Origin of the sequence: Halomonas sp. 141 (assembly GCF_002810305.1) — a bacterium.
Taxonomy (GTDB): Bacteria; Pseudomonadota; Gammaproteobacteria; order Pseudomonadales; family Halomonadaceae; genus Vreelandella; species Vreelandella stevensii.
In genome coordinates, this window is the sequence record NZ_PINZ01000001.1 from 127,356 (window position 1) to 149,813 (window position 22,458).

Here is a 22,458-nt window from a genome sequence, read left to right on the forward strand (position 1 = left end):
TTGGCTCCTTACGCAGCAGGCGGTGGTAGATCGTCAAGCATGGCATTCACCAGCCCTTGCAGGCGGCTAAGCCGTACACGTACCAGGGCGGCCAGTGTTCCCGGTGGTAGTCGCTGGTCGATAGTTTCCAGTGTGGCCGCGCAGCCCATCAGCGTTTCTTCGTCGGGGTCAGATCCCAGTGAGATCCATACCATATAGGCGCTCTCTGCTATGTCGCGGTCGATACCGTGCAGGCTGGCTGCAAGGCGTCGTGCTTCGGTAGTGGCTTCATCCAGCATGGCGGCTACCTCCCCGTAGTTCGTTGTTAGCGGCTATCGCGATCACTGGCCACCCCCTCGCCGAACGGGCCTCAGCGTGGCGTTGGCGGCTCTCCTGCCGACATTGTTGCGGCGGTGGGGTAGGGGCTCGGCATCAGCAGCTTGAAGCCAGGCTCGTGAGTACCAGCATGCCGCCGTAGCCCGTCGACGGGCGGGCAACAGACGCAGCAGGTCGCCGATGAAGCGGCGGTCATCGCGGTTGATCGGGCAGCGTGTCGCGATCCATTCCACCCACCGCTCGGCTGAAGCGGGGCCAAGGTCGCCTCCTCCCGACAGGTGCCGGCTGATGCTCAGCCGGGCCTGCTCGATGCTGGCGCCAGCCTCGAAGGCATCGTCGATGGCGGCGGCCAGCTCTGCTCGTGCCTGGCGGCTCATCTTGTCCATGGCGCGACGTAGCCTGGCCTCCAGGTCGTGCCCAAGGTTGTGGCCTGCCTCGGACAGGGCGGCCAGCAGGGTGTCTATTTCGCGAAGTGGTCCGGCCTCTTCTTGCTGTCCCTCATCTCTATGGTGGCCTACATGTCCCATGTGTCCCAATGGCTCAACCATGCGGGTTTGCGGCGGGACACCTTCGGGACAGGTGGTGTCCTGTGGTGTCCCGGCGAAGGCGCGGTAAACGTCATCTAGGCTCATGCTTGGATCTCCTCGCTTTCAGCAGGGCGGATTACGTAGACACGGCGGCGGGTGCCGTTGATGTAGATTCGAATGGAGCGAGCCGCGCTCTCTCGTTCGACTATCCAACCAGCGACCTCCAGGGCTTCGGTACCGCGCTTCAGGTCGAAGCCACCTAGCGCCTCGTTCAGCCCCTCCCTGTTGAACAGGAAGGCTCGTCCATCGGCATCGTCACGCCACCAGCCGGCACGGTTGTGAACTACAGGGCCGTAGGCTGGGTCTGCATCTACGTTGCTGAAGCGGGCATCGCCGTGACGCTCGATGAAGCCGAACACATTGGCCAAGATTTGCTCATGCTCGGTCCGCGCTCCGCCTTGCTCGGCAGCCCACGTTTGGAAGGCGCCAACAGCCGCGGCCATGGCTTCGCCTTGCTTCCAGCCGACCAGCCCATACTCGGCTGCCAACTCCCCGGCCAGCCCTATCAGCGCTAGTGCCTTTGCAGCCCGGCCTTGCAGCGGGCGGGTCGCATCAAAGCCAGGAATCTGAGCGAAGCGGTCTACCTCGCCGGCCAGGTCTCGCTCCTCGCTCACCAGCTTTTCGATGAAGGCAGGACCAACGCGACCATAGTGGCGCGTGACCTCGCTCTTGAGGTGGTCTGCGAAGGCGCGGCCATCGTCCAAGCGGTGCAGGTGGTCGAAAGCGCCATGCTTGCGCTTGGCGGGTATGTCCAGCAGTCGGACTGCCTGCCCAGCGTGGGGGCGCTTGCCTGCCGCGCTCATGTGGGCGGCTAAGGTGCGCTCGCCGCTGCTCAGCACTGCGATGCGCCAGCGATGGGGGCGACGGGCGGTGCCGTTGCGGCTGGCGCGGGCTTTACCGACGCCATTTCCCAATGCGTAGACGGTGGCGCCGATCTCCCGGCCATCGGCCTCGCCGATCTCATCCAGCACCAGCGCCGTGTCGCTTAGTGCCGCAGCGATGCCTTCTAGTCCATTGCCGGTGGCTCGCCAGGTTCGCTTGAAGTCGGGCGCACCCCAAACGCTGGCCGCAACTTCCAGTAACGTAGTCTTACCGTTGCTGCTATCGCCCACCAAGTGGATGCCGGCGGCCTGCCGGTGGGTCAAGTACAGCAGCGGGCCGGCCAGGGCGGTGGACACAGCGAGAACCATTAGTGGATTGCCGCTGCATAGCTGGCCAATGTTGTCGCGCCAGCCCTCCAGAGTGCCGGCTGTGGCGTAGTCGTCATGAGAGGCGAACTCGGACTGGAAAGAGACCCGGCGGGCCAGCTCACCCTGGGCGATGGTGCGCCGCGGCATGACAAACGCTCGACCTCCCTCCAGGGTGTGCCAGCCAACACGGGTTGCCGCTATCACCTTGTCCTCGGGTGCAGACTGAGCCAGCCACTTGTTCAGCCACTTGTGGGCGTCGGGATTGATCCTGACCCCCATGTCCAACAGCTCGCCGCGCAACTCCTCGCCGCTACCCTTGAGCAAACGTAGTGGCATTGCCCACTGGCGCCAGCCTCCATACGGCGGCTTGAACCGCAGCAACAGACCATGGTTGTCGCCGCGCTCATCGTGAGTGGCAGCCAGGCACTCAATGGGGCTGCACACCCATACGTCGAACGACTCGGGATCGCCGTCACCCCTTGGCTGTCGCTGGCCGTGGTAGTAAAGGCCAGGCGGCCCGTAGCGGGTGAGTGTCAGGTAGGTGGCAAAGGCTGGGCGGCGCGGCTCCCTTGCTTCTTCTGGCTCGCTGTCATGGGCCTGTTGCGCAGGGTCCACTTCGTGTCCGATGGGACACATCGGGACAGGTGGTGTCTCGATGCTGTCCCTGCTGGAAGGCGCGTGGTTGCTGGGCTGGGACAGGTGGGACACATGGGACACATCAAGTAAGGTGTGTGCTGGGCTAGTCACGGCCACCTCCCTGCCGGCAAAGGCGTATATCGGCGAAGTCGGTGCAGGTCTCGCAGCCCTCGCAGAAGCTCGGCATCAGCAGCGTGGCGTCGATAGCCAGGGCAGCGTGGCGGGCAGCGACTCGCCCTTTGTTGGCGAGCCCCTGGGCCGGTAGATGCCGGTCATCGTCACCGCAGATGGTAATGCCTACGTCAGCCGGCAGCCGTTGGCGAAGGCGCCGCGCAACCGGAGCCAGGTTGTCGGCATTGCGGGCCACCACGACTGGGCAGCCCATGGCCTCATGCAAGGCGGCAGCGGTAGACCAGCCCTCAGCCACCAGTACGCGCTCAGCGCCCTCCAGGCGGCCTATCAGGCTCGCCACGCCTTTGACGCGACCTCCCGGCAATGGGCGCTTGCCGCCATTGGGAAAGATGCGCTCAAGGTTGACCAGCTCGCTCTCGAAGAACAGCGGTACCAGCAGCATCGTGTCACGCTGGCGTAGGCCATGGGGTGCCAAGCGCTTCTTGGATAGGTAAGGGTGTGACGGATCGGCAGCGCCAGCCGTGGCCCACCAGTGACGGGCCTGCTCGGCAGTCTTGGCTTGCTGCTGGCGGCGCTCTACGTCTCGCTGCTCCCGTGCCCGCTGTGCGGCTAGTCGTGCTTCGGCAGCGGCGGCGGGGTCAGCCTTGCCGCCAGTGGTAATGGTGTGCTGCTCCCCGGTGTGCCAGAAGCCATACACCGCCACTTCCAGCGAGGGGCAGACGTACCAGCCGTTGCGGTTGCCCTTGGTCTTGTCGGCGGCGTCAAAGCGGTGAACGGCACCATCTGGATGGATCGCCAGCCCGGTAACGCCATACGCGGCCAATGCATCGCCTAACGCCTGCTCAATGCTGCTATACTGGCTCTGCGTTGGTGGGACGACGCATGTATGGGCCTCGGCTCCTCCATTGAGGACCGGGGCTTGTTGCTTTGTGGCTGTCATCACTCACCCCCAGCCACCAGGCTGCCCAAGGCATGGGCGCGCTTGGTCATCTCTATCGCGATCAGGTCGCTAGCATCCAGCAGGCCGCCTAAGAATTCAGGCTCACTGATTCGGATAAAGTGATTGAGCGTGGCTTGGGCGCTTGCGGCCATCTCCATAAAATCGGCGCTTAATTCGCACTCAATGATGGTTGACTCAGCGGCTTCATTGATGCTTACGACCGCTGGCGCGCTCATTTCGCCGGCCAATTCACCCTCGTGGTAAATACGTTTCGAAGCGCCAGCACTGGGCAGTGCGTCACTACCGTTTTGTTCAACCTGGTCAGCCATAGCGCGCAACTGCGCCACCAGCTCGAGGCTGTCTTCAGCATGCAGAGTAATATCGGTGGTGATCATTGTTTGCCCCCTTCCTGCTCAATCGAACCGCCTAGCTCACTTACATCGTCAGCACCTTCCCGGGTGATTTCATGCCCAAGTTTGGCTAGGCGTGCCGCCGTCTTGTGTTCGCCGCTTTCAAGCATCTTTGCGATGGCGTCAAACAGCGCGCTAGCGTGCTCAAAGCGAATCTCTGCAATCTCGACGTCGAGCATAATGTGCTGAATGGCTGCCTTATCCATGGGATACCTCCGATTGCATCTGGCTAGCTGCAAGGGCTTCTTCAAACAGGTGCGCGTAGTGAGTAAGCGCGCTAGGCATTATCTCGTGACCCTTTTCCTCGGCATCGGCTGCCTCTTCGCGCATCGTGCGAAGTAGGCCAGTGAGCTTGGTACCGGGGTTGGGAATTGGCTGGGGCTTGGGTTCGCCAGGTTGTAGGAGGTGGGTAGTTAGCTGCTCTAACGTGTCAATGTGCTGTTGAGTGCCAGACAGCACAGCCGCCAAGACGTGGGGTGCAACCTGGCTGCCACCTTCAGCGGCATCGTTAAGCGCGATCTCCACTAGCGCGATGGTGTTACGCAGAATATGAAGATGCTGACTGGCTTCGTCGTAGGCTTGAAGGTCGCTCACGATGCACCTCCCTTGCCGGAAACGGCATTGAGGGCACGCGCTTCTAGCTGTTGGGCTTTTTCAATGTGGTGGTTGTACTTGCGTAGGCGAACGCTGGCGCTGCTATCAGCGAACAAGGCAGCTTTCGCCATAGCGCGGTGGGCAGCGGCACGGCTGGAAAGATTGCGGGTAATAAGGTTGGATAGGCGTAGTTGTGCCATGGGTGTGACTCCGTGTGTTGTGGAGTCGCCACGATCCTTCCTACGGGATTGGGTGGCGACTGTACGCGGGGTAGGAATACCGGACACACGTGAACCGGCACGCTCGAAAGCGTCCCGCGCACAGCCGCCATGACTGACGGGCACAAAAAAAGCGCCGTCATTGTGGGCGCTAGTGCGCCGTGTGATGTTCGGGTTCCTACGCCCGGCTGACGATTTTGCGCCAGCCCTTGAAGCATAGCCGGGGTTGGTAGCAGAGGTCAACATTAAGCCACCTCCCGACGCTTTACGTTTTCCTCAGCGATGCTGCTCACGGCGTCACCATCGCGTAACCATTCCAGCACATCGATTAGGCGATAGCGGATACTACGACCACGACGCACAAATTTTGGCGCTGGTCGGCCAAGCAATAAGCCAGTGATACGGCTCTTGCGTGCTGTGCCTGGCTGAGCAGGTATCAGGTGGGGGAATACAGCGCGTTCGGGTAGCTCGATCAATGCAGGGTCGAAACCTGCACGGTAGCGTTCAAGGGCGCTATTTAGCAGGGTGGTAGGGGTTTGCGTTCTGTCAGTCATTGCAGCGTCTCTCTGTTCCTAGTTGACGCTGACAATGGTGAACGTGCTTTTGGTGGGTTTGGTTCAACTGGAAAAATCAGATTCCAATTGGAAAAATCAGGACTAGCTATCCTTCTTTGCCTCCCAGGCTCCGATGGCAGCCTTCAAAACCTCGTCGAGCGTACTTTTGCCAAACCCATATAGGTTTATTGGGTCGGCATCAGGATCGGACGGCTTCTCATAGCCCTCCACCACTCCTCGCATGATACTGATGATCCCAGACCTGTTGGGTCTCCCTGCTGCTGCATACGGGCCAGGATGTTGCTGCGAAAGCGCCTCGGCTAGCAGCCCCAGTACCTCCAGTGCTCGCAGCTCCTCAGCACCACTTGCGCCGCTACTGGCAGGCTTCTGGGGCTCTTCGACCAGGGCGTCGATGTCATCAGCTCGAACGAGGATGCTGCACCCATTTGGCAGGGTCTTGGCCCCGGAGTCATCTTGCCCAAGGAGCTCAATCACCTTTCCCGTTTCTGGGGACCAGATGTGAATGCCGCCCATCTCACACTCCAGCTCGCCATGCACATTGATGAAATGCCAAGGCATGCCGCCATGGTCCCAGAGCTCGAAGATGCCCCGCAGCCCACCGAGAAAGGGCGGCTCGTACACCAGTCGGTCGCTGAGATATTCGGACTCGCTGGGCTCAATGGTTGCCGTCCTGGCATTGACAGAGCCGCGCAGCTCCACGAACAGCGGTAGCTTGCCGTTAATGCCAAGTTTCAAGAGATCAACGGACCTAACCTCTTCGCTGGCCAAGTTGGCGAGCCTCGATGCGGCCTCCTCCAGCGTCAACCAGGGCTTCAGCTCTCTCAACAGTTTCTGCAACGCCATCGCGCTACTCCTAACGCACTCCAAGTAGGTTGGCTGGCTAACGCGGTGGAGTTATCCGCGCTTTCAGGTGATCGGCCCTAGCCAGCCAAAGCGTGCGACTGTGGTCGCGTTAATCTTCTAGCGTGAGCTGACGAATATGAATACCCATGGCTGTGGCCAGCTTCTTCAAGGTGGTATGGCGAGGCTTGGCGCTGGCGCTTTCCCACTGGGCAACTTGTGCCTGGGATACGTTCAAGTGTCTTGCTAGCTCGGCTTGTGTGACGCCAAGGTACTCGCGCCAGCAGCGGGTGAGCGGTACATCATCGACCAAGTGGCGGCTGACAATTTCGTGAGGCAGCGTCAACGCATCCACTTCCCCGGCACGCTCTACCAGGGCAGTAAATTGTTCTAACGGCAGCACGGCATAGCGGCGGCCTGCCTGTTCGCTAATCTGGTAATCAATAGGTGCGTTCATCGCGCTTTTTCACCTCCTCGACAGAGACCACTTGTAGGCCCGTTTCCACATCGAACAGCACCCGATAGCGGCCTACACGTAGGCGGTATTGGTACTGGTGGTGGGTGAGGGGCTTAATGTCGTGAGTCTCTTTACACTCTGGCCAAGTGGCTAGGTTGCCCACCCGTTTAATGACCATGGCGCGGTCAGACGCATGTAGCTTCTTGGCTTGTTTGGCCGCTTTGAGCGTCCATTGCACTTGATAGGTCATAAGGTTTCATAAGTTTAGGCGTTGGTTGAGACAACGGCAAGCGTCGGCAGCGTTTCTTGTGTAGCGTTCGGCGTCTGCTTTACCAGTGTTTCTACAATGTCGCGGGTGTGATCTGGGCGCAGGTGAGCGTAATGCTGAATGGTGGTCTGTATATCGCTGTGGGCCATGAGCTTAGAAACGGCGAGTAAGTCAGCTCCCGCCATCACCAGTTGAGAAGCGAAGTTGTGGCGCAGGGTATAAAGCACCAATTCATCAGGCAGCCCGGCAAGCGTGCGCACTCTGGCCCATGGCTTCTGCATGGCTGTTCTATCAAAGCGCTTTCCTGTTTGCGGGTTGGGGAATACTAAGCCGCTCTTGGGCTTGCCTTGCTGTTCATGCCACGCACGCAGCACATCAGCGGCAGCGCTGGAAAGCGGAAAGGTCATTGGCTCAGCGTGGTGGTGCGCGGTTTTTTCTATGGTCTTGCGGATCGTCTTAAACGCCAAGTTGACGTGCTCCCAACGCAGGCCCGTAATATCACCCGGTCGAAACCCGGTGTAGTACATGGTCAGCACCCAAGGCATCACATGATCCACATAGGTAACGTGATCCAGGTCGGGCAGGTAGGCTTTGCCATGGGCGCGGCTGTTGCGGCGCTGCTCTCTTTTTTCCTGTTGATAGGCTTCAAGGCCAGCAAACAGCGCTTTGACTTCATCCGGTTCTAAGTAGCGGCGTTGGCTTGCCTGCTCGGCTAAGTCGTCATCATTCAGGGCAGGGCGCTGCAAGTTCACACGCGCCAGCGGGTTGGTGGGAATCACGTCACGTTCAGCGGCATGGGCGAGAAGGCCGCACAACGCATCAAAGGAGCGCTTAAGCGTACTAAATGCGCGTGGCTTGTCGGCGCTCTCCTGCTCGGCCTGCCAGCGCTCTACATCTGCACGGGTAATATCGCCCATTGGCTTTGCCAGCCAGCTAGAAAAATCCTTCTCAATACGGCGCAAGGTGCCCACACCATCCTTGCGGCGCTTCTGGTAGGCAGTGTAGGGGCCATGAAGGTAAGCGCGGAGCGTTTGCTGCTGCTGGCGTTGGCTTTCTACTTTGGCGGCTTCAATCGCGGCGCGAGGATCGCCGCCTTGTGCCACGATACCCAGCGCTTCGGCAGCATCACGACGAGCCTGGGCCAGCGTCAATGCGCCATAGGTTCCCAGCGTCATCATACGGCGCTTGCCAGTCTTGGTGCGGTAGTAGAGTCGAAAGGTAAGGCCGCGTTTACCAGAGCGCACATGAAAGCCGCCTAGCTCGGTATCCCATACATCACCAGAAGGCTGTTCTCGCGCCAGCTTTTCAATGCTTTTGGCGGTCAGCTTTATACGGGTTTCCGTGCCTGCCATGGTGCGCCTCATTTTCTAGGTGACAAATAGGTGACACTTAGAGGATATATCTAGGCACATTCAGCAACAAGCATAAACTAATGGCTGGATTGTAAGTGGCTATATTTATTGGGCATATTTGCTTTCGTTTGTTGATGCTTGTTTCTGCTAATATATCGGGTAAACGCAATGGGGTTGCAAAGGTCGCAGGTTCGAATCCTGTCACTCCGACCAATGTCGAAAAAGCCGCTGCATTTATTGCAGCGGCTTTTTTCGTTGGCTCATGTTGGTGTCTCTTGATATACGTCAAGTTTTGAGCGGTGGAAATCATTCTGTGCAGCCGGGTACGGTATGCTCTTGGGCAGGTGGAAGGTCTACTCAAGCGCATCGATCAGGAGGCAAGGATGAGTCGCACAGGCAAGCAGGCTGCAACGCCCGAGGCATGGCATGGGCTATCGGTAGACGAAGCGTTGGCGCAACAGTCGGCGACCCGTGAAGGTCTGAGCCGCGAAGAAGCAGAGGCGCGTTTGGCTCAGTATGGTGAAAACCGCCTGGAGCAGGCCCAAGGGCGCCCCTGGTACAAGCGGCTGCTGGCGCAGTTTGCCAATATTCTGATGCTGATTCTGGTGGTCGCGGCGGTGGCCAGCTTTCTGCTGGGCCACGTGATTGATGCGGCCGCCATCGTGGGCGTGGTGTTGATCATTGCCTTGATCGGCTTTTTCCAGGAAGGCAAGGCCGAGCAGGCGCTGGACAGTATTCGCAACATGCTCTCTCCCCAGGCAAACGTGCTGCGCGATGGCCAGCGCACCACGGTGCCCGCCGAAGCGCTGGTGCCCGGGGACATCGTGCTGTTCGAGAGCGGGGATCGCGTGCCTGCGGATGTTCGGTTGCTGGAAGTACGGCGCTTGAAAACCGATGAGGCTGCCCTGACCGGTGAATCGGTACCCGTCGATAAGCAGCCCGAACCGCTGGCCCGCGATACCGAGCTTGCCGAGCGTTCGAACATGGCGTTTGCCAGCACGCTGGTCGTGCAGGGGAATGCCCGGGGCCTGGTGGTGGCGACCGGAGGGCGCTCGGAAATTGGCAAGATTTCCGAATTGCTGCGCAGTGTCGAGCAGATCAAGACGCCATTGCTACAGCAGTTGGATAGAGCTGGCCGAGTACTGGCGGTGTTTATCCTGCTGGCCGCTGGGATCACGGCGCTGCTGGGTACCTGGCTGCATCAGCAGCCCTTGGGCGAGATGTTCATGGCGGCCGTGGGCCTGGCGGTAGCGGCCATTCCCGAGGGCCTGCCTGCGATTGTGACCATTGGCCTAGCGCTGGGCGTTCAGCGCATGGCCAAGCGGAGAGCCATTATCCGGCGGCTGCCCGCCGTGGAAACGCTGGGTTCGATTTCCACCATTTTCTCCGACAAGACCGGCACTCTGACCCGTAATGAGATGACTGCCCAGGCCATCTGGCTGCAGGATGCCCGTTTTACGCTCGAGGGTATCGGCTTTGCCCCGCATGGCAAGCTATGCCGGGAAGGAGCGGCCACCGAGGCGCAGTGCAATGGACGGGCCCATGAACCTGCCTTGCAACGTTGCCTGTTGGCCAGCGTACTATGCAACGATGCCGAGCTTCACCAGGAAGATGAACGCTATCGAATCTTTGGCGACCCCACCGAAGGGGCGCTGGTGGTGGCTGCCGAGAAAGCGGGGCTTGATCACCTGGCGTTGCGCCAGCAGTACCCGCGTCTCGATGCGATTCCTTTTGAATCAGAGCACAAGTACATGGCCACGCTGCATGACCTTGAGGGTGGGCGGCGGCTGCTGGTCAAGGGCGCGCCGGATCGCATTATCGAAATGAGCAGCCATGTGATCACCGATGAAGGCGAAGCCCCGCTGGTAGCCAGCGAGTGGGAGGCGCATATCGAAGCGCTGTCCTCGAAAGGCTTGCGGGTGCTGGCGATTGCCGAGAAGGCAATGGAAGAAGACGCTGAGCTCGACCACCCTCATGTGCAGTCGGGGTTGCGCCTGCTGGGGTTGATAGGGCTGTTGGACCCGCCCCGTGAAGAGGCCATCGAGGCGGTGAAACGCTGCCAGCGCGCCGGTATTCGCCCGGTGATGATCACCGGAGACCATGCTGCCACCGCCCTGGCCATTGCCCGCCAGTTGGGATTTCAGCACACCGAACGGGCCTTGACCGGGCGTGAAATGGAGGCCATGTCGGATGAGCAGCTCGAAGCGATCATTCTGGAGGTGGATGTGTTTGCTCGGGCGTCACCAGAGCACAAGCTGCGGTTGGTCAAGGCCATGCAGGCGCGTGGAGGCGTGTGTGCCATGACGGGTGATGGGGTCAACGATGGCCCGGCGCTCAAGCGGGCAGATGTGGGTGTCGCCATGGGCATTCAAGGAACGGAAGCGGCCAAGGATGCCTCGCAAATGGTGCTGGCCGATGACAATTTCGCCACCATCGTCCACGCCATCGAAGAGGGGCGTAAGGTTTACGACAACATTCGCAAGACGATTACCTTCATCCTGCCTACCAACGGTGCCCAAGGGCTGGCCATCATGCTGGCCGTGCTGGCGGGCACGAGCCTGCCGGTGACTCCGCTGCAGGCGCTCTGGGTGAACATGGTAGTGGCCATTACGCTGGGCCTGGCGCTGGCATTCGAATCCGGTGAGAAGGACCTGATGCAGCGACCGCCCCGGGACCCCAAAGCGCCGCTGCTGGACCTCTTTTTGCTTTGGCGGGTGGTGTTCGTATCGCTACTGCTGCTGATTGGCGTATTCGGCATGTTCAACTGGATTCTGGGGCAGGGGGGTAGCGAAGCGCTGGCTCGCACGGGGGCGGTCAACATGCTGGTGGCGGGCAGTGCCGCTTACCTGATCAATAGCCGATACTTGCTCAACAGTACGCTGACCTGGGAAGGCGTGTTTGGCAGTCGGCCGGTGTGGCTTGCCATCGGGTTGGTCCTGCTGCTGCAACTGGGGTTTACCTATGTACCCTTCATGCAGTTCGTGCTGGTCAGCGAGGGGCTTTCTGCTCACCACTGGCTCGCCATTCTGGTGGGAAGTATGGCCGTGTATGGCGTGGTCGAGGTGGAGAAAAGTATCCTGCGCCGGAGGAAATGATTATTGCCGCCTGCCAAGGGCAGGCGGCAGAAACGTTGCCATCGCTCAGTTGATTGATCATTTCCATGGGTCGCTCCTTTCCCTGGTGCTGAAGTAAGAGGTAATAAGTACCTGATGCCGAGCGCAGCCCGGCAACGGACAGCCGTCAGTATAGCCTCAGGCCATCAATGCATCCACGACGATCTTGACGGCAATCGTGGCCAGCAGGCACATGATGAGCCTGTCGAACCAGCGATGGGGCAGGCGTTTGCCCAGTCGGGCGCCCAGCGGCATGGCCGCCAGAATGACCAGCAGGGCCGCCAGACTGTACAGCGAGCGCTCCCAGGTGAGAATCCCGGCGCTGAGCAGGGCCGGAATCTGCACCAGGGTGATCGCCACGAAGAACACCGATATCGAGCCGATGAACACCGGGCGTTCCAGACGCATCGCGTTCAGAAAGGTCACCGACGCCGGGGCGGACATGCCCGCCGCGCCTTGCAGCACACCTGCCACCAGCCCCACCGGCAACACGATGCGCTGCGCCAGTGGGAAAGGCAGTGTGAAGCTGCGGTTGGCCAGCTTGATGGCCAGGTAGAGCACGATGGCCGCCGCCACGCCCAGCGACAGCAGCGTGGGCGACAGTACCACCAGCCCCCAGGTGCCGATCACGATGCCCAGCCCACCGGAGAGGCCGAACCAGAGCAGAAAGCGATGCGGCAGCAGATGGTGGCGGTACTGCCAGACCTGCAGGGCATTGCTGAACAGGTTCGGGGCCACCAGCACGGCAATGGCCAGCTTGACGTCGTACAGCATGGTCAGCACGGGAATGACGATGACCGGTACGCCAGAGCCGATGGCGCCCTTGATGATTCCCGCGGCCATCAGCGTCAGAAAGGCAACGATCATGCGGCGTTACTCAGATGACTTGAGTACATGGGCTTGCTTGAGCACATGGGATTACTTGAGCACATAGCAGGGCGTGTAGGGCTGTCCGTCCAGTTTCATGCGGCCCTGGGCCACGAAAGAGCCGAGCAGGTCGTCCAGCCGCTGCATCAGCTCGGGCTCTGCGGTCAGTTCGAAAGGCCCGTGGGCCTCGATGGCCCGAATGCCCGGCTCTTTCACGTTACCTGCCACGATGCCCGAAAAAGCGCGGCGCAGGTTGGCTGCCAGCTCGTGGGTGGGCTGCTGGCGGTGCAGCGCCAGGCTGCGCATGGCTTCGTGGGTAGGCTCGAAGGGTGCCTGGAACTCGCGGGCAATGGTCAGGCGCCAGTTGTAGTAGAACGCATCCTGGTGCTGGCGGCGGAACTCGCTGACCTGGTGGATGCCATCGCGCATCTTGCGCGCCACGGCCGCCGGGTCCCCGGTGATGATGGTGTAGAAGCGGCGGATCTCTTCACCCAGGGTGTAGACCAGAAACTCGTCGATCTTCTCGAAGTAGGCGGCGGAGCTGGCGGGGCCGGTGAAGATCAGCGGGAAGGGAATGTCCTGGTTGCCGGGGTGCAATAGAATGCCCAGCAGGTAAAGGATCTCTTCGGCGGTACCCACGCCACCGGGGAACACGATGATGCCATGGCCCAGGCGCACGAAGGCTTCCAGGCGCTTTTCGATGTCCGGCATCACCACCAGCTCATTGACGATCGGGTTGGGAGCTTCAGCAGCGATGATGCCAGGCTCGGAAATGCCCAGGTAGCGGCCTTCCTTGCGGCGCTGCTTGGCATGCGCGACGTTGGCACCTTTCATGGGGCCTTTCATGGCCCCCGGGCCGCAGCCGGTGCAAATGTCCAGATCGCGAAGACCCAGGTGATAGCCGACGTCCTTGGTGTATTCGTACTCTTCACGGGAGATCGAGTGGCCGCCCCAGCACACTACCAGGCTCGGGTCGCGGCCCGGCTTCAGCGTGCCCGCCTTGCGCAGAATGTGAAACACGGCATTGGTGGTGCCTTCGCCCGTGCTGAGATCGAAGCGATTATGATGCTGGATCTCGTTATAGACGTAGACGATGTCGCGGATGATTGACGACAGGTGCTCACGAATGCCGCGTATCATGCGTCCGTCAACGAAGGCTTCCGCTGGCGCGTTGGTGAGCTTCAGGCGTATGCCGCGATCCTGCTGCAGCACTTCGATGTCGAAATCCTTGTAGGCTTCGAGAAGGGCCAGGCTGTCATCGGTAGGGCTGCCGCAGTTGAGCACGGCGAGGGCGCAGCGGCGCAACAAGTCATGCAACCCGCTTTTCGAGGTGCTCTTGAGGCGATTGACCTCATGCTGAGACAGTACTTCCAGGCTGCCTTCGGGAGAAATGATGCTGGAAATGGTGGCGCGGGGTGCTGAAGGTTGCGTCATTGTATGGACTATCCCTGAGTATGATCATGACCAACCGGCATACTAGCATGCCGCTCATTCACGTTCAGCAGCCTTGCTGCGCCTCGGGGGTGCCATGGCCGAGGCGGGTGCATTTTATGCTAGGCTAGAGGCTTGGCGCTGGCAGGCATCCGCGTTAGGCGCCCTAATGATCCTCACTGTGACAGTGACCGTTAATGATGAAGTTGCCGGGAATCCATGTTCAACGCTCAATACTTTCGTACCTTTATCACGCTGGTGGAGACGGGCAGTTTCACGCGCACCGCACGACGCCTTGAAATGACGCAGCCAGGCGTCAGCCAGCATGTCAGAAAGCTGGAAACCTATCTGGATAAAGCGCTGATCGAGCGTCACGGGCGCAGTTTCACGCTGACCGAGTCTGGTCGTCGCGCTTACGACTATGCGTTGAAGCTGTTCGCCGAACATGAGCAGTTCAGGCATGGGCTGGACGATGATTCGCTGGATAGCGGCGAGTGCCGCATTGCCTCTCCTGGCAGCGTCGGGCTGATGTTCTACCCCTACATCCTGGGGCAGCAGCAGATGCACCCCAGCCTGACCGTCAACTACAGCTTTGCCTTCAATCATGAAATCGTCAACGACCTGTTGGAAGGGCGTTACGATATCGGCATCGTCACCGAGCAGCTCAATCATACCGAGCTTGCTTGCACCGTCTGGCACAAGGAGCCCCTGTGCCTGGTGGTACCCGCCGACTTCGCGGGCAGTACCCTGGCCGAACTGATGGGGTTGGGCTTCATCAATTACTACGATGGCATCAATCACGCCAACGCGCTGCTACGGGCCAACTTCCCCGACGAGTTTCGCTCCATGACGCATTTTCGCCATCAGGGGTTTACCAACGAAGTCAGCATGGTGCTGGACGCCGTGGCCCGGGGGCTCGGCTTTACCGTCGTGTCACGGCTGGTATTGGAAACTTCTCCCTGGCAGCGCCAGGTGAAGCCGCTGCCACTGTCGCAGGTCATTCACGAAGTGCTCTATCTGCTGCGGCGCAAGGATTCCGTGTTGCCCAAGCGTTACGAGAAGCTGCTCAAGGGCTTCTATGACCAGCGGCTACAAGAAACGACGCCTCTGGAACCCTGAACAGGGCCCCAGAGGCGTGTGAGGGGGGCTTGCCTAGCGGCGGTATTCGTCAATGCTGGGGCACGAGCACACCAGTTGGCGATCACCAAAGACGTTATCCACTCGGTTGACCGACGGCCAGTACTTGGCGGCGGCGACGGCTTCGCTGGGGAAAGCCCCTAGCTGGCGGTCATAGGGGCGCTGCCAGTCGCTGTCCATGACGTCGGCCTGGGTATGCGGCGCATTGACCAGCGGGTTGTTGTCCAGCGGCCACTCTCCATTCTCGACGCGCGCGATCTCTTCACGAATGGCAATCATCGCGTCGCAGAAGCGGTCGATCTCGTAGAGTGATTCGGACTCGGTAGGCTCGATCATCAGCGTGCCGGGCACCGGGAACGACATGGTCGGCGCATGGAAGCCATAGTCCATCAGTCGCTTGGCGATATCTTCTTCACTGATACCCGAGGCGCTCTTGAGCGGGCGGATGTCGATGATGCACTCGTGGGCCACATAGCCGTTCTGACCGCGATAGAGAATCGGGTAGGACGGCGCCAGCCGTTTGGCGATGTAGTTGGCGTTGAGAATGGCGATCTCCGTTGCCTCGCGTAGCCCCCGCGCCCCCATCATTTTGATGTACGCCCAGGAGATGGGCAGGATCGAGGCGCTGCCAAAGGCGGCAGCAGATACTGCGCCACCGGGCTGTACGCCATCGATGGGCGTGACCACGTGGTTGGAAACGTAAGGAGCCAGATGCGCCTTGACGCCAATGGGGCCCATGCCCGGACCGCCACCCCCGTGAGGAATGCAGAAGGTCTTGTGCAGGTTGAGGTGCGATACATCCCCGCCGAAGTCGCCTGGGCGTGTCAGCCCCACTTGGGCGTTCATGTTGGCGCCGTCCACGTAGACCTGGCCACCGTGCTGGTGAATCACCTTACACACCTGACGAACGTGGGACTCGAATACGCCGTGGGTAGACGGGTAGGTGATCATCACCGCCGAGAGCCGCTCGCTGTACTGCTCGGCCTTCTGGGTCAGGTCGGCCAGGTCGATATTGCCGTTGGCGTCGCACTCGACCACCACCACCTCCATGCTCAGCATGGCGGCAGATGCCGGGTTGGTGCCGTGGGCAGAGCTGGGAATCAGGCACACATCCCGGTGGGCTTCCCCTTGGGCGGCCTGGTAGCGGCGAATGGCCAGCAGGCCGGCATATTCGCCCTGAGCACCAGAGTTGGGCTGCATGGAGATATGATCATAGCCGGTCACTTCCACCAGGAAAGCGGCCAGCTCGTCGATCATCTGATGATAGCCCGCCACCTGGTCGCGAGGTGCGAAGGGGTGCAGGTGCGCGAAGGCAGGCCAGGAGACCGGAATCATCTCGCTGGTGGCGTTGAGCTTCATGGTGCATGAGCCCAGCGGAATCATGGCATGGGCCAGTGAGAGGTCCTTGTTCTCCAGGCGTTTCAGGTAGCGCAGCATTTCGGTTTCGCTGCGGTAGCGCGTGAACGTTGGATGGCTCAGGAAGTCGCTTTCCCGCTGGTACTCGGCCGGAATGCCTGCCAGCTTGCCTTCCACCACTTGCTCGTCGAGGGCGGCGACGGAAAGACCGTGCTCATCGCCGAGCAGCACATCGAACAGGGTCGCGACGTCATGGGCCGTCGTGGTTTCGTCGAGGCTGATGCCGACATCGCCATTGGCGAAATAGTGCAGGTTGATGTCATGGGTCATGGCGCGGCCATGGATCTTGCCAGCATCGACCTGGGTAAGGCGCAGCGTATCGAACCAGCTATCGTTGGCCAGCTGCACACCCGCCTGTTGCAGGCCGGTGGCCAGCAGGGTGGTCAGACGGTGAACGCGGCCAGCAATTTTGCGCAGCCCCTCGGCACCGTGATAAGTGGCATAGAAACCGGCAATGTTGGCCAGCAGCGCCTGGGCGGTACAGATGTTGGAGGTGGCCTTCTCGCGACGAATGTGCTGTTCGCGGGTCTGCATGGCCATGCGCAGCGCGGTCTTGCCACGGCTGTCTTTTGAAACGCCGATGATGCGGCCCGGAATGGAGCGCTTGAGCTTGTCGGAGGTGGCAAAAAACGCCGCGTGGGGGCCACCGAAGCCCATGGGTACGCCAAAGCGCTGCGAGCTGCCCACCACGATGTCGGCACCCAAAATACCGGGCTCTTTCAGCAGTACCAGGCTCAGCAGATCCGTGGCGACACAGGTCATGACGCCCTTTTCCTGGGCCTTGGCGAGCAGCGGCGCGAGGTCGGTGATGTTGCCGCTGGCGGACGGGTACTGAACCAGCGCGCCGAACACCTCCTCGTCTGCCAGTTGCTCCGCCGGTGCAATCTTCAGTTCGAAGCCAAAGAATTCCGCGCGGGTCTTGATGACGTCCAGGGTTTGCGGGAAGACGTCTTCAGCCACGAAAAAGGTGTTGGACTTGCTCTTCTTGTTGCCGCGCTTGCACAGTGCCATGGCCTCGGCGGCGGCGGTGGCCTCATCGAGCAGGGAGGCGTTGGCAAGCTCCATCCCGGTGAGATCCATGACCACCTGCTGGAAATTCAGCAGACCTTCCAGGCGCCCTTGAGAAATTTCGGGCTGGTAAGGCGTGTAGGCGGTATACCAGCCGGGGTTTTCCAGCACGTTGCGCTGAATCACGGCGGGCATGTGGGTATTGTAATAACCTTGGCCAATGTAGCTTTTGGCCACGCGGTTCTGGCGTGCCAGCTGGCTCAGGTAATCCAGGGCTTCTGCTTCACTACGGGGGGCGTCCAGTGCCAGTTCGCGGCCCAAGCGAATGTCGCTTGGCACGGTCTGCTCGATCAGATCTTCCATGTGCTGCAAATCGAGCGCTTTTAGCATGGTGGCGACATCGTCGGGGCTAGGCCCGTTATGGCGTTTGATAAAAGCATCGTGGTCGGCCAGTTCGGCCAAACGGCGTGTTTCAAAAGGCATGGGAAGGTTCCGAACGTGATGAGTAAACCGTGGGTCTCAGGGCAGCCGGTTCAGCGTGGCTACGGTGCAGCGTGTCCAACCCGCCAAGGGGTAGGCGGCCGCATGATGCATCAGGGTGTTAACGTGAACGCCTGCACGGAGGCAGGCGTTCGGGTAAAGCTTATCAATCGTCGGCGCTGAGCGACGCCTGATAGGCATCGGCGTCCAGCAGGCCTTCGAGGGCCTGGCCTTCGACGCGCACCTTCATGATCCAGCCGCCTTCGTAAGGGGCTTCATTGACCGTTTCAGGCGCATCTTCCAGCGCTTCATTGACCTCGATCACTTCGCCATCCACCGGCGAGTAGAGATCAGAAGCAGCCTTGACCGATTCGATCACGCCAAACTCCTTGCCCTTGCTGAGGCTCTGACCGACCTCCGGCAGCTCGACGAAGACCACATCGCCCAGCGCTTGCTGGGCGTGGTCGGTGATGCCGATGGTAACGGTGCCGTCCTGATGATCCAGTACCCATTCGTGGCTGGCAGCGTAGCGCAAATTAGCTGGAAGATTGCTCATGAAGGTTCCCTTGTTAAACAGTGGAGTGAACGACAGCATACTAGCGTCTGTCGGTCAGCTTGGCGACTGTTGGGCACGGGTTGTCTAGTGTGCCATGTGCGTATGGTACCTTGTTTCCAATTGGAAACAAGTTTCTCATCAGTGGCAAAAAGAGAAAAAATTGGACGCTATTCACTTTAGGGCGACGCGCGTTTGATTTTCCAAAAAAAGAGGCTTTCTCTGCCGTTTGGCGACATGACCATGGATGTTCACCAGTAAGATGGTATAAAACATGCCAATCTTGCGTTTTTTAGCGTGCAGTAGACGCTATGGTAGGCAGGCGCAGGAGCTTCTTCCCTGAGCGTCATGGGGAAAGCGTGACCGGACCTTTATAATAAACTTGCTAATCCTTCGGTTAAGGAGAGTCGTGTGGAAATGTTAACGAACCTATTAGGGGCCATTAACGGCGTGGTGTGGGGGCCGTTGATGCTGGTGCTGCTGCTGGGGGTGGGTATCTACCTGCAAATTGGCTTGAAACTGATGCCGATACGCAAGCTCGGCATGGGTTTCAAGCTAATGTGGCAAGGCCGCGATGTAAAACCTGCTGACAAGAGCGCATCGAAAGCCAGCAGTGATGGGGAAATTTCGCCGTTCAACGCCTTGATGACGGCGCTGTCCGCGACGATTGGCACGGGCAACATTGCCGGTGTCGCCACGGCCATCGCGCTGGGCGGGCCAGGTGCTGTGTTCTGGATGTGGATCACCGCGTTAGTGGGCATGGCAACGAAATTTGCCGAGGCGGTTCTGGCGGTGCGTTACCGTGAAACCGACAGCACGGGCAACCACATCGGTGGGCCGATGTTCTACATCAAGAACGGCCTGGGCAAGAAGTGGCTATGGCTGGGTGGTCTGTTTTCATTCTTTGGCGCCGTGGCCGCCTTTGGTATCGGTAATACCGTACAGTCCAACTCGGTGGCGGATGCCATGGATGCCACCTTTGGCGTTCCCCATTGGCTGACGGGGGTGATCATCATGGTGCTGGCCGGGGCGGTGATTCTCGGTGGTATCAAGCGTATTGCCAAGGTGGCCGGTAAGCTGGTGCCCATCATGGGGGTTGCCTATGTACTGGCTGGGCTGCTGGTGCTGATCGTCAACGCGGGGCAAATTGGCGAGGCCTTTAGGCTGATCTTCTACTACGCCTTCAACCCGATTGCCGCTGCCGGTGGCTTTGCCGGTGCTGCCGTCATGGCGGCCATTCGTTTTGGCGTGGCCCGGGGTATCTTCTCCAACGAAGCGGGCCTCGGCAGCGCGCCCATCGCCCATGCGGCAGCGCAGACCCGCAACCCGGTTCGTCAGGGCTTGATCGCCATGCTGGGCACGTTCATCGACACGATCATCGTATGTACCATCACCGCGCTGGTCATTCTGACCTCGACGGTGTGGATCGATGGCGAAGCAGGGGCCTCTCTGACCGCGCTCTCCTTCGATGCGGCCTTGCCGGGCTTTGGTAATCAGATCGTGGCCGTGGCGCTGGCCATCTTTGCCTTTACCACCATTCTGGGCTGGTCGTTCTACGGCGAGAAGTGCTGCCAGTTCCTGTTTGGCACGCGCTCCATCATGCTGTACCGCGTGCTTTTCGTTTTGGCCATCCCGCTGGGAGCCATCGCGCAACTGGGCTTCATCTGGCTGATGGCCGATACCTTCAACGCGATGATGGCCATTCCCAACCTGATTGCGCTGGCGCTGCTGTCGCCGGTTGTGTTTAAACTCACTCGGGATTATTTTGCGGGTAAGGACATCCTGCCGGGTGAAGCCCTGGATCACGATAAATAAGCGCCTTTCACAGGCGGGAAGATAAGATCCACCAGAGCCGGGAAGCCTTTAAGGCTTCCCGTTTCTCTTTTGACCATTGAGGAAGCCCATGACCGAACTTAAACGTACGCCGCTGCATGCACTGCACACTCAGTTAGGCGCGAAAATGGTGCCCTTTGCGGGCTATGAGATGCCCGTGCAGTACCCGTTGGGTGTGAAAAAGGAGCACGAGCATACGCGCCAGCAGTGCGGTCTGTTTGACGTGTCGCACATGGGGCAGATTCTGGTGTCCGGCGACGATGTGGCAGAAGCGCTGGAGACATTGATTCCCGCCGATCTGGTGGGGCTGAAGATTGGCCAGCAGCGCTATGGCCTGTTTACCGGGACCGAGGGCGGAATCATCGATGACCTGATGGTGGTGAACGCTGGAGATCACTTCTATCTGGTGGTCAATGCGGCCTGCAAGGATCAGGATATTGCTCATCTACGCACCAACCTGGGTTCTACTCACCAGATCGACGTGCTGGACCGAGGTTTGCTGGCGCTGCAAGGGCCCCAGGCGCGTGATGTCATGCAGCGCCTGTGCCCCGCGGCCTGTGACATGACGTTCATGCAGCATGGTCGTTTCAGCCTGGTCGGTCACGAGGTGTGGATAAGCCGCAGCGGTTATACCGGAGAGGATGGCTTCGAGATTTCCGTGGCCGCAGAAGCGAGCCAGGCGTTGGCCGAAGCGCTACTCGCCGAACCGGAAGTGGAAGCGATTGGCCTGGGGGCGCGGGATTCCCTGCGTCTTGAGGCGGGACTGTGCCTTTACGGCCACGACATGGACATGACCACCACGCCGGTAGAGGCCAGCTTGATCTGGGCCATCGGCAAGCCGCGCCGCCATGGGGGAGAGCGCCCGGCAGGTTTCCCGGGGGCGGATATCATTCTGCATCAGGTGGATGCCAAGGATCATACCCGCAAGCGGGTCGGTCTGGTGGGGGAAGGGCGTGCCCCGGTACGTGAAGGCGTCACGCTGGTGGATGAGTCAGGCCAGGAGATCGGTCAGGTAACCTCCGGCGGGTTTGGCCCCAGCGTCGGTAAGCCCGTGGCCATGGGCTACGTGGAACGGCAATGGGAAGCGCCGGGCAAGACGGTGTTTGCGCTGGTTCGGGGTAAGTCGCTGCCCATGACCGTTACGCCAATGCCTTTCGTGGAGCCTGGCTACTATCGAGGGTGAGGTACTTCTGTGCAAGCCCCCAAAGCGGGGGCTTGCTCGATACCTTCTACCTCAGTACCTTCTATCTCAACACCTGTCGCGGGTCGATGGGCTTGCCGCCCTGGCGCAGGTCGAAGAGCAGGTCATAGCGCTGCGTTGAGGCGCTTTGGCCAACTTCGCACAGGGCATCGCCAGCGCTCACCTGCTGGCCAACGTTGACCAGCAGTCGCTCGCATAGCGCATATACGCTTTGCAGGTTGTCTGCATGATGCACGATCACCACCTCACCCAGCTGGCGCATGCCATCGGCAAAGCGCACTTCTCCAGGCGCCACGGCCTTGGCCTTGGCACCGGCCTGGGTGGCCAGCAACATCGGCTGTAGCGTGCCACGGCTATCGGCACCAAAGCGCCTCACGACCCGGTAATCTTCCAGCGGCCAGGGCCAGCGGCGTGCCGACGCGGGCAGGCTGGCGCTGGGCGTTGCCGCAGGCGTCGCGGGTGCTGCCGATGAGCTGCTCGACCCGCCACTGCTGGCTGCGACGGCTCTGCCGCTGCCACTCAAGGGTACGCTGATGATCTGGCCCACCCGCAGTGCGGTGGCGGGGGTGCCAGGGTTGGCGCTTTGTATCCTGCCTGTGGTCGTGCCGAAATGGCGTGCAATGCCAGAGTAGGTATCACCCGCGCGTACCTGATAGCGGTAAGGCCCGCCTGAGGGTGCGCGCTCCTGCTGGGTGGGAATCAACAGCCGTTGGCCGACGTTCAGGCGCTGAGCATTGACGCCCGGATTGAAACGCTCCAGACGCTCGATGGGCACATTGGCGCGAGCTGCCAACTGCCCCAAGGTGTCTCCTCGGCCTACCTCGATCCAGCCACCGCTCAATGCGCTGGCACTGCTGCTTTCCGAAGTGCGTTGGCTGGTCGCCGGTGTCGAGCTGGCACAGCCC

21 protein-coding genes are annotated in these 22,458 nt (G+C 60.4%); 4 read left to right on the forward strand and 17 right to left on the reverse strand.

Going from position 1 to position 22,458, the window contains the following annotated elements:
- Window positions 1–8: 8 nt before the first annotated feature.
- The 12 genes from CWI66_RS00630 to CWI66_RS00690 all read right to left on the reverse strand — a co-directional run bounded on the left by CWI66_RS00630 (window position 9) and on the right by CWI66_RS00690 (window position 8,514).
- Window positions 9–278, reverse strand: coding sequence for a hypothetical protein (locus CWI66_RS00630; RefSeq protein ID WP_100730631.1), 270 nt, complete (start codon window positions 276–278; stop codon window positions 9–11).
- A gap of 42 nt (window positions 279–320) precedes the next feature.
- Complete coding sequence (locus CWI66_RS00635; RefSeq protein ID WP_100730632.1) at window positions 321–947, reverse strand: hypothetical protein; 627 nt, start codon at window positions 945–947, stop codon at window positions 321–323.
- A complete protein-coding gene (locus tag CWI66_RS00640; RefSeq protein ID WP_157808935.1) occupies window positions 944–2,839 on the reverse strand; it encodes a DUF927 domain-containing protein in 1,896 nt (631 codons plus the stop codon). The genes CWI66_RS00635 and CWI66_RS00640 overlap by 4 nt, the downstream gene beginning before the upstream one ends.
- Window positions 2,832–3,683, reverse strand: a complete 852-nt coding sequence (locus CWI66_RS00645) for a toprim domain-containing protein (protein WP_157808936.1) — start codon at window positions 3,681–3,683, stop codon at window positions 2,832–2,834. The genes CWI66_RS00640 and CWI66_RS00645 overlap by 8 nt, the downstream gene beginning before the upstream one ends.
- Window positions 3,684–3,799: 116 nt before the next feature.
- Window positions 3,800–4,195, reverse strand: coding sequence for a hypothetical protein (locus CWI66_RS00650; RefSeq protein WP_100730635.1), 396 nt, complete (start codon window positions 4,193–4,195; stop codon window positions 3,800–3,802).
- On the reverse strand, window positions 4,192–4,416 hold the full coding sequence (locus CWI66_RS00655; RefSeq protein WP_058578199.1) for a hypothetical protein: 225 nt from the start codon (window positions 4,414–4,416) through the stop codon (window positions 4,192–4,194). The genes CWI66_RS00650 and CWI66_RS00655 overlap by 4 nt, the downstream gene beginning before the upstream one ends.
- Window positions 4,409–4,804 carry a hypothetical protein gene (locus CWI66_RS00660; protein ID WP_100730636.1) on the reverse strand — a complete coding sequence of 132 codons (396 nt, stop codon included), beginning with the start codon at window positions 4,802–4,804 and terminating at the stop codon, window positions 4,409–4,411. Before CWI66_RS00660 ends, CWI66_RS00655 begins: the two co-directional genes overlap by 8 nt.
- The gene (locus CWI66_RS18270; RefSeq protein WP_100730637.1) at window positions 4,801–5,004 is read right to left on the reverse strand and encodes a hypothetical protein; all 204 of its coding nucleotides are present in this window, start codon (window positions 5,002–5,004) and stop codon (window positions 4,801–4,803) included. Before CWI66_RS18270 ends, CWI66_RS00660 begins: the two co-directional genes overlap by 4 nt.
- Before the next feature lie 674 nt (window positions 5,005–5,678).
- Window positions 5,679–6,440 carry a hypothetical protein gene (locus CWI66_RS00675; RefSeq protein ID WP_081135515.1) on the reverse strand — a complete coding sequence of 254 codons (762 nt, stop codon included), beginning with the start codon at window positions 6,438–6,440 and terminating at the stop codon, window positions 5,679–5,681.
- A gap of 109 nt (window positions 6,441–6,549) precedes the next feature.
- Window positions 6,550–6,894, reverse strand: coding sequence for a helix-turn-helix domain-containing protein (locus CWI66_RS00680; protein ID WP_100730639.1), 345 nt, complete (start codon window positions 6,892–6,894; stop codon window positions 6,550–6,552).
- Window positions 6,878–7,144, reverse strand: a complete 267-nt coding sequence (locus tag CWI66_RS00685) for a type II toxin-antitoxin system RelE family toxin (RefSeq protein WP_100730640.1) — start codon at window positions 7,142–7,144, stop codon at window positions 6,878–6,880. The genes CWI66_RS00680 and CWI66_RS00685 overlap by 17 nt, the downstream gene beginning before the upstream one ends.
- Window positions 7,145–7,158: 14 nt before the next feature.
- The gene (locus CWI66_RS00690; RefSeq protein WP_100730641.1) at window positions 7,159–8,514 is read right to left on the reverse strand and encodes a site-specific integrase; all 1,356 of its coding nucleotides are present in this window, start codon (window positions 8,512–8,514) and stop codon (window positions 7,159–7,161) included.
- A 383-nt stretch (window positions 8,515–8,897) separates the two neighbouring features.
- On the opposite strand from CWI66_RS00690, the gene CWI66_RS00695 reads away from it, so the two are divergent.
- A complete protein-coding gene (locus CWI66_RS00695) occupies window positions 8,898–11,609 on the forward strand; it encodes a cation-translocating P-type ATPase (RefSeq protein WP_100730642.1) in 2,712 nt (903 codons plus the stop codon).
- A gap of 156 nt (window positions 11,610–11,765) precedes the next feature.
- Here CWI66_RS00695 and CWI66_RS00700 read toward each other — a convergent pair whose 3' ends face one another.
- Complete coding sequence (locus tag CWI66_RS00700) at window positions 11,766–12,494, reverse strand: sulfite exporter TauE/SafE family protein (protein WP_016913771.1); 729 nt, start codon at window positions 12,492–12,494, stop codon at window positions 11,766–11,768.
- Between the two features lie 51 nt (window positions 12,495–12,545).
- On the reverse strand, window positions 12,546–13,928 hold the full coding sequence (gene ppnN / locus CWI66_RS00705; RefSeq protein ID WP_039178066.1) for a nucleotide 5'-monophosphate nucleosidase PpnN: 1,383 nt from the start codon (window positions 13,926–13,928) through the stop codon (window positions 12,546–12,548).
- Between the two features lie 216 nt (window positions 13,929–14,144).
- On the opposite strand from ppnN, the gene CWI66_RS00710 reads away from it, so the two are divergent.
- Window positions 14,145–15,044: a LysR family transcriptional regulator gene (locus CWI66_RS00710; protein ID WP_100730643.1), complete on the forward strand. Its 900-nt coding sequence runs from the start codon at window positions 14,145–14,147 to the stop codon at window positions 15,042–15,044.
- Window positions 15,045–15,077: 33 nt separating this feature from the next.
- On the opposite strand, the gene gcvP is transcribed toward CWI66_RS00710, so the two are convergent.
- Both gcvP and gcvH read right to left on the reverse strand, forming a co-directional pair.
- Window positions 15,078–17,969 (reverse strand): aminomethyl-transferring glycine dehydrogenase, encoded by a 2,892-nt coding sequence (gene gcvP, locus CWI66_RS00715; RefSeq protein WP_100730644.1) that lies wholly within the window; start codon window positions 17,967–17,969, stop codon window positions 15,078–15,080.
- A 163-nt stretch (window positions 17,970–18,132) separates the two neighbouring features.
- Window positions 18,133–18,522 carry a glycine cleavage system protein GcvH gene (gene gcvH, locus CWI66_RS00720; RefSeq protein WP_081135530.1) on the reverse strand — a complete coding sequence of 130 codons (390 nt, stop codon included), beginning with the start codon at window positions 18,520–18,522 and terminating at the stop codon, window positions 18,133–18,135.
- Window positions 18,523–18,930: 408 nt separating this feature from the next.
- On the opposite strand from gcvH, the gene CWI66_RS00725 reads away from it, so the two are divergent.
- Together CWI66_RS00725 and gcvT are read left to right on the forward strand one after the other, a co-directional pair.
- Window positions 18,931–20,334: an alanine/glycine:cation symporter family protein gene (locus CWI66_RS00725; protein WP_100730645.1), complete on the forward strand. Its 1,404-nt coding sequence runs from the start codon at window positions 18,931–18,933 to the stop codon at window positions 20,332–20,334.
- Window positions 20,335–20,422: 88 nt separating this feature from the next.
- On the forward strand, window positions 20,423–21,535 hold the full coding sequence (gene gcvT, locus CWI66_RS00730) for a glycine cleavage system aminomethyltransferase GcvT (RefSeq protein WP_081135535.1): 1,113 nt from the start codon (window positions 20,423–20,425) through the stop codon (window positions 21,533–21,535).
- Between the two features lie 61 nt (window positions 21,536–21,596).
- Here the strand turns inward: gcvT and CWI66_RS00735 are convergent, their stop codons facing one another.
- Window positions 21,597–22,379, reverse strand: coding sequence for a LysM peptidoglycan-binding domain-containing protein (locus CWI66_RS00735; protein WP_100730725.1), 783 nt, complete (start codon window positions 22,377–22,379; stop codon window positions 21,597–21,599).
- Window positions 22,380–22,458 lie beyond the last annotated feature (79 nt).